The organism is Dankookia rubra, assembly GCF_004355005.1.
Taxonomy (GTDB): Bacteria; Pseudomonadota; Alphaproteobacteria; order Acetobacterales; family Acetobacteraceae; genus Paracraurococcus; species Paracraurococcus ruber_A.
Window position 1 is genome coordinate 36555 of the sequence record NZ_SMSJ01000016.1, and the last position, 15409, is coordinate 51963.

At 71.5% G+C, this 15409-nt stretch carries 12 protein-coding genes; 1 reads left to right on the top strand and 11 read right to left on the bottom strand.

Features of this window, described 5'->3' with window-relative positions:
* Positions 1-47 precede the first annotated feature (47 nt).
* The 9 genes from egtD to E2C06_RS14260 all read right to left on the bottom strand — a co-directional run bounded on the left by egtD (position 48) and on the right by E2C06_RS14260 (position 10570).
* Positions 48-1037 carry an L-histidine N(alpha)-methyltransferase gene (gene egtD / locus E2C06_RS14220; RefSeq protein WP_133289268.1) on the bottom strand — a complete coding sequence of 330 codons (990 nt, stop codon included), beginning with the start codon at positions 1035-1037 and terminating at the stop codon, positions 48-50.
* Positions 1034-2239 (bottom strand): ergothioneine biosynthesis protein EgtB, encoded by a 1206-nt coding sequence (gene egtB, locus E2C06_RS14225; protein WP_133289269.1) that lies wholly within the window; start codon positions 2237-2239, stop codon positions 1034-1036. Before egtB ends, egtD begins: the two co-directional genes overlap by 4 nt.
* A gap of 186 nt (positions 2240-2425) precedes the next feature.
* Positions 2426-3568: a hypothetical protein gene (locus E2C06_RS14230; RefSeq protein WP_165982389.1), complete on the bottom strand. Its 1143-nt coding sequence runs from the start codon at positions 3566-3568 to the stop codon at positions 2426-2428.
* Positions 3569-3630: 62 nt separating this feature from the next.
* Positions 3631-5913, bottom strand: a complete 2283-nt coding sequence (locus E2C06_RS14235) for an O-linked N-acetylglucosamine transferase, SPINDLY family protein (RefSeq protein ID WP_165982390.1) — start codon at positions 5911-5913, stop codon at positions 3631-3633.
* Positions 5897-7309 carry a tetratricopeptide repeat protein gene (locus tag E2C06_RS14240; RefSeq protein ID WP_165982391.1) on the bottom strand — a complete coding sequence of 471 codons (1413 nt, stop codon included), beginning with the start codon at positions 7307-7309 and terminating at the stop codon, positions 5897-5899. Before E2C06_RS14240 ends, E2C06_RS14235 begins: the two co-directional genes overlap by 17 nt.
* Positions 7306-7674, bottom strand: a complete 369-nt coding sequence (locus E2C06_RS14245; protein ID WP_133289273.1) for a flagellar biosynthesis regulator FlaF — start codon at positions 7672-7674, stop codon at positions 7306-7308. The genes E2C06_RS14240 and E2C06_RS14245 overlap by 4 nt, the downstream gene beginning before the upstream one ends.
* A gap of 177 nt (positions 7675-7851) precedes the next feature.
* Positions 7852-8688, bottom strand: coding sequence for a flagellin (locus E2C06_RS14250; protein WP_133289274.1), 837 nt, complete (start codon positions 8686-8688; stop codon positions 7852-7854).
* Positions 8689-8800: 112 nt separating this feature from the next.
* Positions 8801-10192 carry a hypothetical protein gene (locus E2C06_RS14255; RefSeq protein WP_133289275.1) on the bottom strand — a complete coding sequence of 464 codons (1392 nt, stop codon included), beginning with the start codon at positions 10190-10192 and terminating at the stop codon, positions 8801-8803.
* Between the two features lie 150 nt (positions 10193-10342).
* The gene (locus E2C06_RS14260; RefSeq protein WP_133289276.1) at positions 10343-10570 is read right to left on the bottom strand and encodes a hypothetical protein; all 228 of its coding nucleotides are present in this window, start codon (positions 10568-10570) and stop codon (positions 10343-10345) included.
* Between the two features lie 218 nt (positions 10571-10788).
* On the opposite strand from E2C06_RS14260, the gene E2C06_RS14265 reads away from it, so the two are divergent.
* Positions 10789-12120 carry an NAD(P)H-dependent oxidoreductase gene (locus E2C06_RS14265; protein ID WP_133289277.1) on the top strand — a complete coding sequence of 444 codons (1332 nt, stop codon included), beginning with the start codon at positions 10789-10791 and terminating at the stop codon, positions 12118-12120.
* A 67-nt stretch (positions 12121-12187) separates the two neighbouring features.
* On the opposite strand, the gene E2C06_RS14270 is transcribed toward E2C06_RS14265, so the two are convergent.
* Positions 12188-13465, bottom strand: coding sequence for an MmgE/PrpD family protein (locus E2C06_RS14270; RefSeq protein WP_133289278.1), 1278 nt, complete (start codon positions 13463-13465; stop codon positions 12188-12190).
* On the bottom strand, positions 13423-15408 hold the full coding sequence (locus tag E2C06_RS14275; RefSeq protein ID WP_133289279.1) for a bifunctional sugar phosphate isomerase/epimerase/4-hydroxyphenylpyruvate dioxygenase family protein: 1986 nt from the start codon (positions 15406-15408) through the stop codon (positions 13423-13425). The genes E2C06_RS14270 and E2C06_RS14275 overlap by 43 nt, the downstream gene beginning before the upstream one ends.
* Between the last annotated feature and the right edge of the window lies 1 nt (position 15409).

The window sequence follows — 15409 nt, forward strand, 5'->3', positions numbered from 1 at the left end:
GAAAGCAGATTCCCGCGCCAGGGTGTCCGGCCCTGCCACGATCGCTTTCAGCAGCGCATGGCCGCCCCAGCCAGAGGCGCCCACCCCTCCAGCAGCCAAACCGAAAAGAGCCGCCGGGGGTCGCTCCACATCCGCGCCGCACGCCAGCCGGCTGCCCTGGCCAGCGCCTCCAGCCCCTCGGGTCGGTATTTGTGGCTGCTCTCTGTATGGATGGTCTCGCCCTCGGCGAAGCGGAAGTTCCGCCCCGCCAGCCGCACCACTTGCGGCCGGAGCGAGGCGAGATGCATCTCCACCCGCTCCAGCGCCGGGTTCCAGACCGCGCGATGGGCAAAGCCGGTCAGGTCGAAATCGGCCCCGGCCTCGCGGTTCAACCGGTGCAGCAGGTTGAGGTCGAAGGCCGCGGTCACCCCGGCGGCGTCGTCATAGGCTGCCGTCAACGCCGCGACCTCCTTCACCAGGTCGGCGCCGAGCAGCATGCGCGACCCCGCGCCGAGGCTTGCATGGGCCCGCCGTAGGAAAGCTGTCGCCTCGGCGGGTTCAAAATTGCCGATGGTGGAGCCGGGAAAGAAGCCGAGCCGCGGCGCCGCGCCGATCCGCTTCGGGAGGGCAAAGCCCTGGGTGAAGTCGGCGACCACCGGCAGCACCGGCAGGCCGGGCCGCGCCGAGGCGACGCGGGAAGCCGCGGCCTCCAGCCATTCGGGCGCGATGTCGACTGGGACATAGGCAGCCGGGGCGTGCAGCCCGGCAAGCAGCAACTCGGCCTTCGCACCGTCACCAGGCCCGAATTCCACCACCGCGGCACCAGGGCCGATCGCCGCCGCGATTGCCTCGGCCTGCTCGGTCAGGATCTTGGTTTCGGTCCGCGTCGGATAGTATTCTGGCAGCCGGGTGATCGCCTCGAAGAGCCGGGCGCCCTCGGCATCGTAGAGCCATTTGCAGGGCAGCGTCTTGCGCGGAGCGGAGAGCCCGGCGACGGCATCGGCGACCAGCGCGGCGCGCTGTGCCTCCGCTGCGTCGCGAGCGAGCGCGCCGCTCATGCCGCATCCTCCGCCAGACGCAGCGTGCTGAATTGCCAGCGCGCCCCGGGCGGGAAGAAGTTGCGGTAGCTCGGTCGGGTGTGGCCAGGCGGAGTGGCCAGCGAGCCGCCGCGCAGGATCATCTGGTTGATCATGAACTTGCCGTTGTACTCGCCGACCGCGCCCTCCCAGGGACGGAAGCCGGGATAGGGAAGGTAGGCGCTGGCGGTCCATTGCCAGCCGATGCCGGCAGCGTCGCGGAAGCCGGGCAGCGCCGCGGCGACCTCCCATTCCGCCTCGGTCGGCAGCCGCTTGCCGGACCAGCGGGCGAAGGCCTCGGCCTCGTACCAGGAGATGTGGCGGACCGGCGCGGCAGGGTCGACTGGGCGAAGCCCGGCCGGGGTATATTGCAGCCAGCCGGCCTCGCCGCGCTGCCAGTACATCGGCGCCTCCCAGCCCTCGGAGGCGCAGGCGGCCCAGCCATCGCTCATCCAGAGGGTCGGCGTCCGGTAGCCGGCATCCGCGATGAAGCCGAACCAGTCGGCATTGCTGACCAACCGGTCGGCGACGCGGCAACCAGGGATCCAAGTGCGATGGCGGGGTGCTTCGTTGTCGAAGGCGAAGCCAGCACCGGCATGGCCGATCTCGCCGACACCCTCCGGCAAGTCCAGCCAGCGCGGCTCGCCGGTCGCGGCGCGCGGCTCCCGCCAGTCCGGGTCATAAGCCGGAAGCAAAGGGTTCTGCGACAGCGCGTGCAGGATGTCGGTCAGCAGCAGTTCCTGGTGCTGCTCCTCATGCTGCAGGCCGAGTTCGACCAGCGGCAGTGCCTCGGGCGGCGGGTCGCGCAGCAACGCCGCCATGCCGGCATCGACATGCGCGCGATAAGCCGAGACCTCCTCTGCCGAGGGCCGGGTCAGCATGCCCCGCCGTGGCCGTGCATGCCGCGGGCCGGCGGCCTCGTAGTAGGAGTTGAAAAGGAAGCCGAAACGCTCGTCGAAGCGGCGATAGCCCGGCAGATGCGGGATCAGCAGGAAAGTCTCGAAGAACCAAGTGGTATGTGCCCGGTGCCACTTGGCGGGGCTGGCATCCGGCATGGACTGGATGCATTGGTCCTCAGCCGAAAGCGGTGCCGCCAACATCTCGGTGCGGCCACGCACCGCCGCGAAGCGCGCCTCGGTCGGGTTCGAGCTGCCCGCTGGGCTGCGGGTCTGGATGAGGTTCATGCGCGCTCCTGGTGTTTCCGGCCGCAGGTGATGGTCCCTTCGGGCCGGGCGCCTGGCGGGGTGCAAAAGCCGCCGGACCTCGATGGTTCCGGCTCCCGTCATCGCGGCTTCGTTCCTTCAGGCTGGAACGTTACCGCGCCTCGGCCAGACGGGTGCGCACGAAGTCGTTCAGACGGATGGCCGACATCAAACGATGGTCAGGACCGGCAGCGGCAGCGCCAGCCTGCCATCCCAGCGGCAGTGGCGCGCGAGCTCCGCCCGCGCTGCAACGGCCGCGGTGCCGTCCAGCACCAGCAGCAGGTCGGGCTGCACCTCGTCCAGGGCCGCCGGCGGCAGGATCGGCACTTGGCTGCCCGGCAGTTCGAGCCCGCTCTGACCGACCTCCGGATGCACGGTAAAGCCGATCAAACCGGGGCCGAGCCCGGTTGCCGCGGCCAGGGTCGCCGCCGCAGTGCCGGCGCCGAAGCCGGCGACCACCCGCCCGTCCCGCCGGGCGCCGACCAGCAGGTCGAGCACCGCGAGCCTTGCCTCCGCCACCGCCACGGCGGCGCGGTGATAGGCCGCGGGGCCTTCCAGCCCGGCCGCCCGCTCGGCCTCCCGCCGCCCCAGCACGGTGCCGGCGATCGGCTTGGTCGCGTCCTCCTCGTGCCGGACCAGCAGGCGGAGCCAGGGACCGGGGCCCGGCACGGCCTCGATCTCGAAGAGCACGAGCCCGTGCTGCCAGAGCAGCATCTCGGCCACCAGAAGCGAGGGCAGTGCCGGCACCGCATGGGCCAGCAGGTCGAAGCGGTTGCCGGCGAGCCGGGCCATCAAATCAGGGATGTCGAAAACCGCAACGCCGCCCGGAGCGAGCAGCGCGCGGACCCCGGCCAGCGCATCGGCCAAGTCCATGGCCGTTGCCAGCAACGGCCCGGCCAGCAACAGGACCGGAGGCGGCAGCGCCTCCCGCAGCCGGAGCGCGCTGAGCGCGCCAGTGGGAACGGCCTGGGCCGGGATGTCGCGGTCGCGGAAAGGGGCCAGCACCGTGGCATCGAAGGCGGCGACCGGCGTGCCGGGGCCGAGCCGAAGCCGCGTGGCGATAATGCCGGCGAAGCCGTCGGGCGGGCAGGGCGCCGGGTCACGCAGGACGGCACCGCCGGAGGCCACCTGCACCAGCCGGCAGTCGCCGCAGACAAAGGCACGCAGCGGGGCACACACGGTACGAACGCCGGCGGCGGCCCGTACAGGGTCGACCGAGAGCGGCACCAGGCCAAGATCGGCAACCTCCTCGGTCAGAGTCGCGCCGCAACCCCGGCAGGTCTGCCCCTGCCCCGGCTTGAACAGGTCCAAGCCGCCAGCCTCCCGATCCATGTCCCGAGCCAGTGAAGTCCCGAGAACCGAGCGGCGTTGCATCACACCGGCGTCGCCGGGCCGCACCATTCGCGCCAGGCGTGCCGCAGCGCAGCGGCGAGGGACCGGCCGAAGCGCGGCGCGTCGCAGAGCGGGGCGGCGGCGACCCTGGCGCGCAGCCCGGCCCGGAGCGCGGCGAGCCGCGGCAGGTCGCGCGCCCGCTCGATCGCCAGCGCGACGTAATCCGCCTCGGTAGCCGCGACCCAATCGGGCAGTCCGGTATTCGCCAGGTGGCTCAGCGCGTGCCGGGCGCAGAAGCTGTCCCCGGCCAGCGCCACAACCGGCACGCCCATCCAGAGCGCCTCGCAGACCGTGAGCCCGCCGGCATAGGGGAAGGGGTCGAGGGCGATGTCGATACCGCCGTAAGCGGCGAGCAGCGCCTGGTGCGGCACGCCCCCCTCCAGCGCCACGCGGTCCTCCGGCAAGCCATGCGCCGCGAGGCGGGCGCGGACCCGGTCGCGCGTCGCTGCCTCCCCAAGCGCATGGGTGCGGAGGGCGAGGCGCGCACCGGGCACGGCGGCCAGGATGCGGGCCCAGGCGCGCAGCGATGGCGGCGTCACCTTGGCCAGGTTGTTGAAGCAGCCGAAGGTGACATGACCACGGGTGAGCGCCGGCAATGGCGCGACCGGGGGCGCCGCTGCCGGCGGCAGGTAGCAAACATAGCCTTCCGGCAGCCGCAGCAGGCGCTCGGCATAGAAGGCATCGAAGCCCGCCGGCGTCTCCCAATGGTCGGTCAGCATCCAGTCGAGCCCGTCGAGGCCCATGCTGCCGGTCTGCATCCCGACCCATTTGATGGCCACTGGCGCCGGCTTGCGCTGCAGGAGCCCGGGCCGGCCGCCATCGCCATAGCCCCCGAGGTCGAGCAGGATGTCGATGCCGTCCACCGCCATCATCGCGGCGACCGACGCATCGTCGAGCGCCCCGACCTCCCGCCACACCGCGCAGCGGGCGCGGAAGCGGCCGGCCATCGTGTCGCTGCGCGGCTTCAGGCTGTAGGCGATGAGATCGAACTCCGCCTCCGGCAGTGCCTCCAGCCCCGCCAGCGTCAGCCAGCCGACCGGGTGCTGCCCGAGCCCGCCCGAGAGCAGCCCCACCCGCAGCCGCCGGTCCGGGTCGCGCGGCCGGGCCGGGGACGCGGCGGCGGGTCCGAGCCGGGCGGCGACCGCGCGCCCGGCCGCGAGCAGCGCCGCGGCATGGCCGCGCTCCGGGTGGTAGGGCAGCACCGCCATGCGGTTCATCAGCGCCTGGGTGCCGCCGGCGGGGTGCGCCACGGCTGCCTCGGCAACCTCCAGCGCCGCCGCCTGCTCGCCGAGCGCGTTCAGCGCCAGGGCCTGGTTCATCAGCAGGATCGGCTGCGGGCCGAAGGCGCGGATCGCCTCCTCCAGCATCTCAAGCATCGCCGAGACGCGGTGCGACTTCCACAGCACCGTCGCCAGCCGGTTGCGCAGGTCGAGGTCGCCCGGCCGGGCGGCAATGGCGGCGCGCAGCAGCGGCTCGGCTTCCTGCCCGCGCCCGGCATCGGCCAGACCCAGACCCAACGCCGCCTGGATCTCCGCCGCATCGGGCGCCAGCATCGCGGCAACACGAAGTTCCGCCAGCGCGGTCGGGTACCGGCCGGCGGCGCCGTGCAGCTCCGCCGCGGCGACCGCCAGGCCGGCAGAGGTCGGGTCCGCCGCGGCCCGGGTGGCGACGTCGACAAGCGCCGCTTCCGCCCCGTCGCGGCGCAGCAGCGCCCGGGCCAGCAGCCGCGCCGCGCCGGCATGCGCCGGGCGTTGCGCCAGCACCGCCTCCGCCCGGGCGATTGCCGTCGGCAGATCGTCCAACCGCAGGGCGAGCCTGGCGGCGGCGACGTCCAGCTCGGGCTCGGCCGGGTCGAGCAGCCGGGCGCATGTGATGCGGGCGACGGCGGCCTCGATGCGGCCGCTCTCCTCCTCGAGCGCGGCGAGCGCCGCCAGCGCCGGGACATGCCGCGGGTCGCGCGCCAAAGCGGCGTGAAAATGCGCCTCGGCCTGCGCTGCCTCGCCACGCAGCCCGGCGATGGTGCCGAGGCGGAAGGCCGGCTCGGCATGGCCGGGCAAGGCCCGCGCCGCCGCCTCGAGCGCCGGCACCGCCTCGGCCAGCCGGCCGAGCTGCATCAGGGCAAGGCCAAGGTTGAGCGGGGCGAGGCCGCCCCCCTCCCCGGCCGCCGCCGCTTCCTCGAGCAGCGGCACTGCCGCGGCCGGCGCGCCGCCGGCCAGGGCGGCGAGCCCGGCTGGCCAGCCGCCGCTTTCAGTGGCCGATCGCATGGGCCGCCACCAGCAGGCCGGGGATGCTCGCCTCGCCATCGCGGCGCAATGCTTCCTCGCGGCATTCGAGCGCCTGCAGCCCGGCCGCCTTCAGGCAGGCCGCGAGGTAGTCCGGCGCATGGGCATAGCGGCCTGACGGGCCGAGCCGCCAGCCGGCGCCGGCCTCGGCCCGTTCCAGGCTGAACACCAGCAGCCCGCCCGGCGCCAGGCGCTGCCGGCAGAGCGCCAGGGTTTCGTTCAGGTCACCGAGGTAGCAGAAGACATCCGCCGCGGTGATCAGGGCATAGGCCGCGCCCTCTTCCCGCAGCACGGCCGTCAGATCGGCCTGCCGCAGGCTGGTGTAGAGGTGCTTGGCCGCGGCCTGTTCCAGCATGCGGCGCGACAGGTCGACGCCAGTCAACGGCCCGTGCAGCAGGTCCGACAGCGCCACCCCCGCCAGGCCGGTGCCGCAGCCGAGATCGAGCACCGGACCGAGCGAGGCCCGACCCGCCGCGACCGCCGGCAGCAGCCGTTCGACCGCGCGGCGGATCAGCCCGGGCACCCGGTAGCCGAGCCCCAGCAGCGAGGTTTCGAAATGCGGCGCATAGCCGTCGAACAGCGTGGCGACATAGTCTTCCGGCGCCCTGTCCTGCGTGGTGCCGCTGCTGGCCGCGGCGAGGTGCGCGAGATAGTGGCTTGCGGGGGAGAGTCGGGCGGCGGCGGCGAAGTGCGGCCCGGCCTCGGCCAGCCGGCCCTGGCTGACCAGGGCATGCGCCAGCACGCTGTGCACTGCGCCCTCGACGATGCCGCGGGCCAGCGCGGCACGCGCCAGGCGCTCGGCCTCCGGCGCGTCGTCGGCCAGCAGCGCCGCCTGGGCGCGCAGCGCGGCGATGCCCGGTGTCGAGGGCGCCTGCTGTTCGCAATGCGCCAGCAGTTCCGCCGCCGCCTCGTGACGGCCGGCGCGCATGAAGGCCTGGCCGAGCCGCGCCTGCAGCGCGGCATTGCCGGGATCGGCGCGCCAAGCCTCGCCGAGGAACCAGATCGCCTCGTCGTGGCGGCCTTCCTCGAGCAGGGCGGTGGCCAGCAGCAGGCGGCCGGCGGTATCGCCGGGCGCGGCCATGACCGCAGTCGCGGCATCCTCGGCAGCGCCGGCATGATGGCCCCGGGCCAGGCGGATGCGCGCGCGCAAGCGATGCAGCCGCGCGTCGTCCGTCGTCCCGGCAAGAGCGGCATCGGCAGCCGTCTCCGCCTCCTCCAGCCGCAGGAGCTGCAGCATCGCCTCGGCGCGGAGCGCGGCGGAGGCCGGGGCGCCCAGTCGGCCGAGCCGATCGAGCATTGGCAGCGCCTCCTCCGCCCGGCCGTCGCGCAGCAGGGCGTGGGCCTGGTTGGCGAGGCGGTCGACGAGCGGCGCGGTCATCGCCAGAGGCCCGCGGCAAAGAGGTCGTTCATTTCGGCAACGAAGCCGAGATCGGGCGAGGGCTGGTCGCATTCGCGCAGCACCGCCAGCGCAACGCCGGCGATCTGCCCGCGCAAGGAGGGCGGCAGGGCATTGGTCGGGTCCATCACCGCGGCATGCACGGCGTCCCAGAGGCGGCGATTGTCGGCGACGGCGCGGGCCCGGGCCAGCGGCTCGGCTTGCTCCGCGGTGCGGATGGCGCGGGTGGCGCGGGCGAAGACCTCGGCCTCCATCTGCTTCGTGGTCATGCGGCGGCGATAGGCCGCGGCGCCGGCGGCGGAGACGGTGGCGGGCGGCGGCTCGGCCGCGGAGATCTGTTCGGACATGCGCAGCAATCCTTGCTGGGTAGCCGTCCTGCGGTTGGACTGGCTCGCCGCTCCGCGGCGGACATCGCCTGGCGTGCGGGGCGGGCCATAACGGCCAGGAAGGCGTCGGCCGGCATCCTGCCGGCGGGATAGGCGCCCCCGCGCATTGCGGGGCTGGCGACGCGATGGAGTGCGGGATTAGCGGAACAGGCTGAGCAGGCTCTGCGGCGACTGGTTGGCGATCGACAGCGCCTGGGTACCCAGCTGCTGGCGAATCTGCAGCGACTGCAGCTTGGCGGATTCCTTGGCCAGGTCGGCATCGACCAGGGCGCCGAGGCCGCCTTCCTGCGCGTCCATCTTGGCCTTGTTGTAGGTGATCTGGCTGTCGATGTAGTTCGAGTAGGAGCCGAAATTGTTCAGCTGCGTCAGCGTGTTGCTGATGGCGGCGGTGATCGCGCCCCCCGAAGTCAGCGCCGCCGCGGCGGAGCTCGCCGTCCAGGCATTGGCACCCGAGACGCCATTGAAGACGTTCGTCAGCGCGGAGTAGCCGTTGAAGCTGTAGGTCACGCCGGCGCCGTTGCGCACCACGGTATTGGCCAGGGTGGACACGCTCTCGTCGAGGATGTTCTTGCCGTTGTAGCTGGCATCCTCGATGAAGGCCTTGATGTTGTTGGTGAGTTCCTTGGCCTGCGCCTGATACTGCGATTGCTGGTCGGCGGTGATGGTCGCGTCGGCCAGCTTGACGACGATGGTCTTGAGCTTCTTCAGCGTCTCGCCGACATTGGTCAGGCTGGCATTGGTGACGTCGAGCAACCCCTTCACGCCGCCGAGCTGCTCGTTCGCCGAGGCTGTGGCTGCGATCTCGCCACGCACGCGCTCGGCCACCGCATAGGCGGCACCGTCGTCCTTTGCGTCGGCGACGCGGAAGCCGGTCGAGATCCGCTTCTGGGTAGCGGTCAGCTCGTCCGCAGTCTTGTTGAGCGATTGCAGCGCGACCATCGCGCCGACATTGGTATTCACCGAGTTCAACGGCATGCGGGTTTTCCCTCCGATCGTCGGGTCCCGGGTCGTCCGGGACCACGACCGCACCCTGCCCCGGCCCGGGTGAAAGCCGGGTTAAGACGGGAGCAGGATGCGCCGCGCAGGGTCAGGCGATCAGGATATGGCTCTCCGGCACCGTGCCGACGCCCGGCAGGGTCACGTAGCCGTCGCCGGGGTTCCAGGCGATGCCAAGACCGGGCGTGGAACTCGTTTGCCAGGTGATCAGGCTCTCCCGGGCGATGCCGGTGAAGGTCAGGGTATCGACCGCCGGATCGAAGCCGTCGATCACGGCATGGCCGGAGCCGGGCTGGATCACCCAGTTCTCCGCGGCGGCGGTTGCGATGTAACTGCCGCCGGTGGCGCCGACCGAGACGCTGGCGCCGCCGGTGACCGGGGCCGCGGCGACCGCGGCGCCGCCGCCGACAGCCAGCCCATGCGCATCCACCCAGATCGGCAGGCCGGCATTGTCGTAGACCGCATGGCCCTGGCCGGTGCCATTGGCGGCTTCAAGCCGGCCATAACCCCAGCCGTAATACAGCTTGGCGCCGGCCGGGATGACTCCGTTGAAGGAGACGTACATCGTGTCCGGCGCACCGATCGCCAGCGCCGCGGCGCCGCCATCGGTTGCCTTGCCGTCCGGGCCGAAGATCGTCCAGCCGACGCCCTGCGCCGCCGCAGCGTCGAGTGGCGCAAGGCTGCTGGCGGCATCGAACTGCACCTTGAGCATCAGCTGATTGGGGGCGGAGACGCTGGCGGCGATGACCTGCGGGCCGAGGTTGTCGATATTGCCGCCGGCCAGCGCCACCGGGGAGCCGGGCTTGGCATAGGGTGCCCATTCCTCGGCCAGCGAGGCAGCGATACGGATCGACGCGATCCGCTGGTCCTCGAAGGACATGTGGGACCCGCCGAAGCCGGTGGGATTGTCCCAGGTCATGTCGGAATCCTGGATGCGGGCGGCGATGCCGGCGTTGAAGGCCGGGTCGGCCGAGAGTTCCTCCATCCCGGTGCGGATCGCCTGATGACCAGTGCCGGTGCCGCTGCTGTAGGGAATGGCGCTGACGAAGAGGTAGGGCAGCGTGGCGGCAGATTGGCCATAGGCGCCGCGCACCAGCGCCGCGTCGTAGCGGACGCCGCTTTCCCAGAGCGCCGGCGTGAGCGCGCCGTAGAGGCTGTCGTACTCGCTGTGCAGCCAGACCACGGCGGTGGGCTGCGCCTTCTGCGCGGCGGAAAGGCCGTTGATGTAGTTCAGAAGGCCTTGTTCCTGTGCTCCCACCTGCCATCCGGCAGCTGTCAACTTCAGCCACTCGGTCAGGAAGGAGGTGCCGCTATAAACCGTGTTCGCGACCGCAGCGTCGTGCTGGAATTCCAGCGTGACGGTATCGTTCACGCCGTCGAAGCCGAGCAGGGACTGCACGCGGCTGACGAGAGTGCTGCCGTTGAAGGCACCGAGAAGAAATGCGTTCGACTGACCGCGCAACAGGATGTTCAGATTCACCATGGACCTCGTGCATCGACACAGGCCCCAGCGTCAGCCTGCCGGGTCGATGCTGAGGTATCCTAAGGAATGCAGCCAAACGCGTCCGTGTGAGCGATTATTCGTTACTTGTATCCGGTCGAGTTCGCGCAAGCGGTTATTCTTGCGATCTGGTCAGAAACCCTGGAGCGACAGCACCAACTCCGCAAGGGCCCAGAAGCCCACCATGCTGACGATGCCGATCAGGCTCGCCTCCTGGACCGCGTCCAGGCCGCGGAACCAGCGCCCAGCGGCGCGGAAATGCCGGCGGGCGACAAGCCGCATATCGACGGTGGCGGAGCCGGCCCGGGCGGGGCGCGGCGGGATGGCGAAGCCGGCATCGGCGAAAGCATGGGTCTGCATGAGCCCGATAGGAACAAAAAGAGAACCTAAGCGCAAGAGGAAAAGTTCACTCTCTGTTCACCGGATGCTGCCCTGCTCGCCGGGCCAGGGCAAGCGCCAAGCGCATCCCGGCGGAATTGGACCGCCCACCGGACGCTGCCGGGAGAAATCCCCGGCTGGGCGGGTTCTCCGGTGCAGTGGATGCGGTAGGCTCGCGCCCATCAAGGGTGGGAACGGACATGAACCTGCACAGGATGCTCCGGGCGCGCGCGGCAGCGGGCAAGCCGGTGACGGTGGGGCTGATCGGGGCCGGCAAGTTCGGCTCGATGTTTCTCGCCGCCGCGCAGCGCACAACGGGGATGCAGGTCGCCGGCATCGCCGATCTGGCGCTGCCCCGGGCCCGCGCGGCACTGGCGCGAGTCGGTTGGTCGGAGGCGAAATACAGCGCGCCCGACCTCGACGCGGCGCTCCGCACCGGCGCGACGGCACTGACCGAGGACGCGATGGGGTTGATCGCAGATCCCCGCATCGAGGTCATTGTCGAATGCACCGGCCACCCCGCCGCCGGCATCCGCCACGCGATCGCCGCCATCGCGCATGGCAAGCACATCGTCATGGTGAACGTGGAGGCCGACGTCCTCGCCGGCCCGCTGCTGGCGGAGAAGGCGCACGCCGCCGGGACGGTCTACTCCATGGCCTATGGCGACCAGCCGGCCCTGGTCTGCGAGATCGTCGATACCCTGCGTGCCGAGGGCTTCACCGTCGTCGCCGCGGGCAAGGGCACGAAATACCTGCCGGCCTACCATGCCAGCACGCCAGCCACCGTCTGGGGACATTACGGGCTGACCGAGGAACAGGCAAAGCTCGGCGGGATGAACCCGCAGATGTTCAACTCCTTCCTTGACGGCACGAAGTCTGGCATCGAGATGGCGGCGATCGCCAATGCCACCGGGCTGCAGCCGCCGGAGGACGGCCTCGACTTCCCGCCCTGCGGCACCCACGACCTGCCGCGGGTTTTCGCCGGCTCGACCGGGCGGGTGGAGGTGATCTCCTCGCTCGAGCGCGACGGCAGGCAGGTGCAGGGCGACCTGCGCTGGGGCGTCTATGCGGTCTTCGAGGGCGAGACCGACTATATCCGCCGCTGCTTCTCGGAATACGGCGTGGCGACCGACCCGAGCGGGCGCTACGCGGCGCTGTGGCGGCCCTACCACTTCATCGGGCTGGAACTCGGCATCTCGGTCGCCTCGGCGGCGCTGCGGCGGGAGCCGACCGGGTCGTCGGAAGCCTGGCGCGGCGACGTGGCGTCGACGGCCAAGCGCGACCTCGCGGCCGGCGAGGTGCTGGATGGCGAGGGTGGCGCCATGGTCTGGGGCAAGTGCATCCCGGCGGAGCGGTCCCTCGCCGTCGGGGCGCTGCCGATCGGCTTGGCGCATGGCGTGCCGCTGAAGCGGGCGGTGAAGGCGGGCGGGATCGTCACCTATGCCGACGTGGCGCTGGACGAGGGCTCGGAGGTGGTGCGGATCCGGCGCGCGATGGAGCAGGCGGGAAGGCCGGCAAAGGCGGCGGAGTAGCGAAGGGAGCTTTGCCCTCTCCGCACATTCCCACTGGGCCGCCGCGCGGCTCGGACCCGGCAGGGGTTCAGGGGCGGAAGGCCTGGAACAGTGCCGCGGCTGAGGACAGGCGGTCGGGGTGGCGGGCCATCTCCCACAGTTCACGCCAACGGGCGCCGAGGCCGGGCTCGACGCAGCGACGGAACTTGTCGCGCAGCGCGGCTTCAGGATGCGGGCGGCCGGGGTCGCCCGGGGTGCCGATGACCTCGCGCCGGCGGGTCGTGCCGTCGGCCAAGCGCAGCACGACGCGGCAGACGCGCTCGGCCGGCTGACGGGCGGTCAGGGCCGGGTCCTCGCGGACCGTCACCTTGGCGGCGAGGGCCCGGGTCGCGGGATCGGCGATGGCGGCGGGGGAGAAAGCTTCGATCCAGGCGCCGCCGGAGACGATTCGCGTGGCCACGGTGAAGGGAATGGAGAAGCGGCCGGCGATCGGCGCGACGGCGGCGCGTTCCGAGAGCAGCGACGCTGAGCCAAAGGTCTCCACCTCGATCACCGTGACGGCCTCCGGCGCGATGGGCGCCTCGGTCAGCAGCCGCTCGATCGCTTCCAACGCGCCCTGGGTCTCGCGGCAGCAGGAATGCAGCTTGAGGAAGCTCTCCAGGATGAACCAGCGGCCGGCGGAGGCCTCGTAGGCCATCTGGTCCCAGGCGTTTCCGATGACCGTGCCGAAGACGACGGGAATGCCGAGCGGCTCGCCGGTGACGCCGGCTTCCGCCAGGTCCACCGCGAGCAGACCGTTCTGCGCTGCGGCACCGGCATAAACGTTGCGGACGGAGCCGCCGCGCAGCGATGCGGTGGCGCTGGTAGCAAGGCCGAGGCTGGCGGCGAGGTCGAGCGCCCCCTGGGTCCGGGCGGCGTCGTGGCCACGCAGGCTGGCGACCGCGGCAGCGGCGCCGATGACGCCCCAGGTACCATGCGGATGCGCGGCGGGGCGGAGCCGCATGGCGTGACCCACCCGCGAACCGGCCTCGTAGCCGGCGATGCAGGCGGTGAGCAGCGCCTCGCCGCCGCAGTTGCGAACTGCGGCCTCTGCCAGGGCGGGGGCGATGGCGTGGATCGCGGGGTGGCCGCCTGCAGGGTAGTTGCCCTCGTCGAGCTCGGTGGCGGTGCCGGCCAAGCCGGTGAGAAAGGCCGCCATGGGCGGCGGCGCGGCAGCCGCGGTCCCCAGCAGCGGCACGCCACCGGTCGCATGGCGCGCCACCATGGCGGAGACCTCGGTCTCACGGTGTCCCGCGACGATGGCGCCGAGCGTATCGGCAAGGATCAGGCCTGCATGGTCGCGGACGTGAGACGGGATCGGCTGCATGGGCGTGAAGCTCGCCGCTCACGCCCGCGCGCGCAAGACCCACAAACATTGATGGGGTTCGGGGAAGTACCTTTCCCCGATGCCCACTTCCTTTGCTGCCGCGCCTGCGCCGCCATCCGCACCGCCGCGTTCGGCGCCCCATATTGGTCATAGCCGCCGCGCCGCTCGACGAGCTCGAAGAAGAAACGGTCCTGGAAGGCGTGGGTATAGGCATGCACGAAGCTGCCGCCCTGAGCGTCCTGGTCGTACAGCAGATGGCCGCGTTGCAGCGCGGCGAGTTGCGCGTCACCAAGGCCGAAGCGTGCCGCAAGGTCGTCGTAGTAGTTTTCCGGGATATCCAGCATCGGTGCATCCGGCGCCGCTGCCGCGGAGACATCGGGTGCGGCGAAGGCAACGTGATGCACACCAGCCCCGGCATAGGCGGAAACGAACCGCCCGGTTGTCGTCTGTCGGCTTTCGGAAACGTTCAGCGGCAGCCGGACGCTGCGGCTTGCCGAGGACAGCGTGCGGCTGCGGACGATGCCGAAGGGATCGGGCAATTCCCAGACCGGGTCGGCCTGTAGACCGAAGACGGCGCGCCAGAACAGCACGAAGCCGTCGAGGTGCCCGGGGGCGAGCGCCTGCACAACATGGTCGATGCCGGCGAGCGGCGGCAGCGCGGCGGCTTGCGGCGCGGCCAGGTTGAAGTCGGCCGACCAGATGTCGCTGCCGGTGCGCACCAGGTAGATCAGCGTGCCGTCCGGCGCGCGGATGGCGGGGATGCGCTGCTCGCCCTCTCCGATGCGCTCCTGCCAGGCGGGGCTGAGCAGGGATTGCGCGCGGGCCAGTGCGCGCGCGGGGTCATCGACGCGCAGCGCCATGGCACAGACGGCCGGGCCGAACATCTCGAAACGCTCGGAGGCCGCGCTGTCGGGTTCGCTGTTGAGGACGAGGTTGACGCCGCCCTGCCGCTGCAGTTCGACCGACTTTGAGCGGTGCAGGCCAGCGCGGGCAAAGCCAAGAGTGCCGAGCAGGCCGGCGAGCTGCCCGCGCGAGGGGTCGTCCACCGCGAATTCGAGGAACTCGAAGCCGGCGAGTTCCGCTGCAGGCGGCAGCGCGGCCGCCGGGACACCGGCGGGCGGCGCCGCGCCGCGCACCTCGTCGTCCAGCAGGATCAGGCTGCGCAGCGCGTCGCGGGCGATGCGGCGGACAGGGGCGGCACGGAACTCGTCGTTGAAGATTTCGAGCGAGATCGGGCCGCGATAGCCGGCGCGAAGAACGTCGCGCAGGAAGGACCCGACCGGCAACTCGCCCTGGCCGGGGAAGAGGCGGAAGTGGCGGCTCCAGGAGAGCACGTCCATCGACAGCTTCGGCGCATCGGCAAGCTGCAGGAAGAACAGCTTCTCGGACGGCACCGCGTCGAGCCCGGCGAGGTCGTCGCCGCGCGAGAGGCTGTGGAAGCTGTCAAGGATGAGGCCGAGCGCCGGATGGTCGGCCAGGTGCACGATGTCCCAGGCCTGGCGCCATAGGCTGGTCTGCTTGCCCCAAGCCAATGCCTCGAAGCCGACGCGCAGGCCGCGGGCCGCGGCGCGTTCCGCCATCTCGCGCAGGTCGGCGGCAGCGCGTTCGGGCTCCGGCAAGGTGGCGGGCTGCGTGTTGCTGCAGACCAGGATCAGGTCGGTGCCGAGCGCCTGCATGGTGTCGAACTTGCGCTCGGCACGGTCGAGGTTGCGGCGGCGCTGCGGCTCTGGCATCGCCTCGAAGTCGCGGAAGGGCTGGTAGATGGTGACCGCAAGACCGAGATCGGCGCACATGCGCCCGACCTCCTCGGGCGAGCCGTCATAGGTCAGCAGGTCGTTCTCGAAGATCTCGATCCCCTGGAACCCGGCCAGCGCCGCGGCTTCCAGCTTGTCCGGCAGGGTCCCGCTAAGGCAGACGGTGGCGATCGACTTCGGCAGCGGCATC

What these genes read in the sequence shown, in the direction of transcription:
- E2C06_RS14260 (WP_133289276.1), bottom strand. Translation starts at nt 10,570, where the DNA reads ATGCAGACCCATGCTTTCGCCGATGCCGGCTTCGCCATCCCGCCGCGC.
- E2C06_RS14275 (WP_133289279.1), bottom strand. Translation starts at nt 15,408, where the DNA reads ATGCCGCTGCCGAAGTCGATCGCCACCGTCTGCCTTAGCGGGACCCTG.
- egtD (WP_133289268.1), bottom strand. Translation starts at nt 1,037, where the DNA reads ATGAGCGGCGCGCTCGCTCGCGACGCAGCGGAGGCACAGCGCGCCGCG.
- E2C06_RS14265 (WP_133289277.1), top strand. Translation starts at nt 10,789, where the DNA reads ATGAACCTGCACAGGATGCTCCGGGCGCGCGCGGCAGCGGGCAAGCCG.
- E2C06_RS14240 (WP_165982391.1), bottom strand. Translation starts at nt 7,309, where the DNA reads ATGACCGCGCCGCTCGTCGACCGCCTCGCCAACCAGGCCCACGCCCTG.
- egtB (WP_133289269.1), bottom strand. Translation starts at nt 2,239, where the DNA reads ATGAACCTCATCCAGACCCGCAGCCCAGCGGGCAGCTCGAACCCGACC.
- E2C06_RS14245 (WP_133289273.1), bottom strand. Translation starts at nt 7,674, where the DNA reads ATGTCCGAACAGATCTCCGCGGCCGAGCCGCCGCCCGCCACCGTCTCC.
- E2C06_RS14270 (WP_133289278.1), bottom strand. Translation starts at nt 13,465, where the DNA reads ATGCAGCCGATCCCGTCTCACGTCCGCGACCATGCAGGCCTGATCCTT.
- E2C06_RS14250 (WP_133289274.1), bottom strand. Translation starts at nt 8,688, where the DNA reads ATGCCGTTGAACTCGGTGAATACCAATGTCGGCGCGATGGTCGCGCTG.
- E2C06_RS14255 (WP_133289275.1), bottom strand. Translation starts at nt 10,192, where the DNA reads ATGGTGAATCTGAACATCCTGTTGCGCGGTCAGTCGAACGCATTTCTT.
- E2C06_RS14235 (WP_165982390.1), bottom strand. Translation starts at nt 5,913, where the DNA reads ATGCGATCGGCCACTGAAAGCGGCGGCTGGCCAGCCGGGCTCGCCGCC.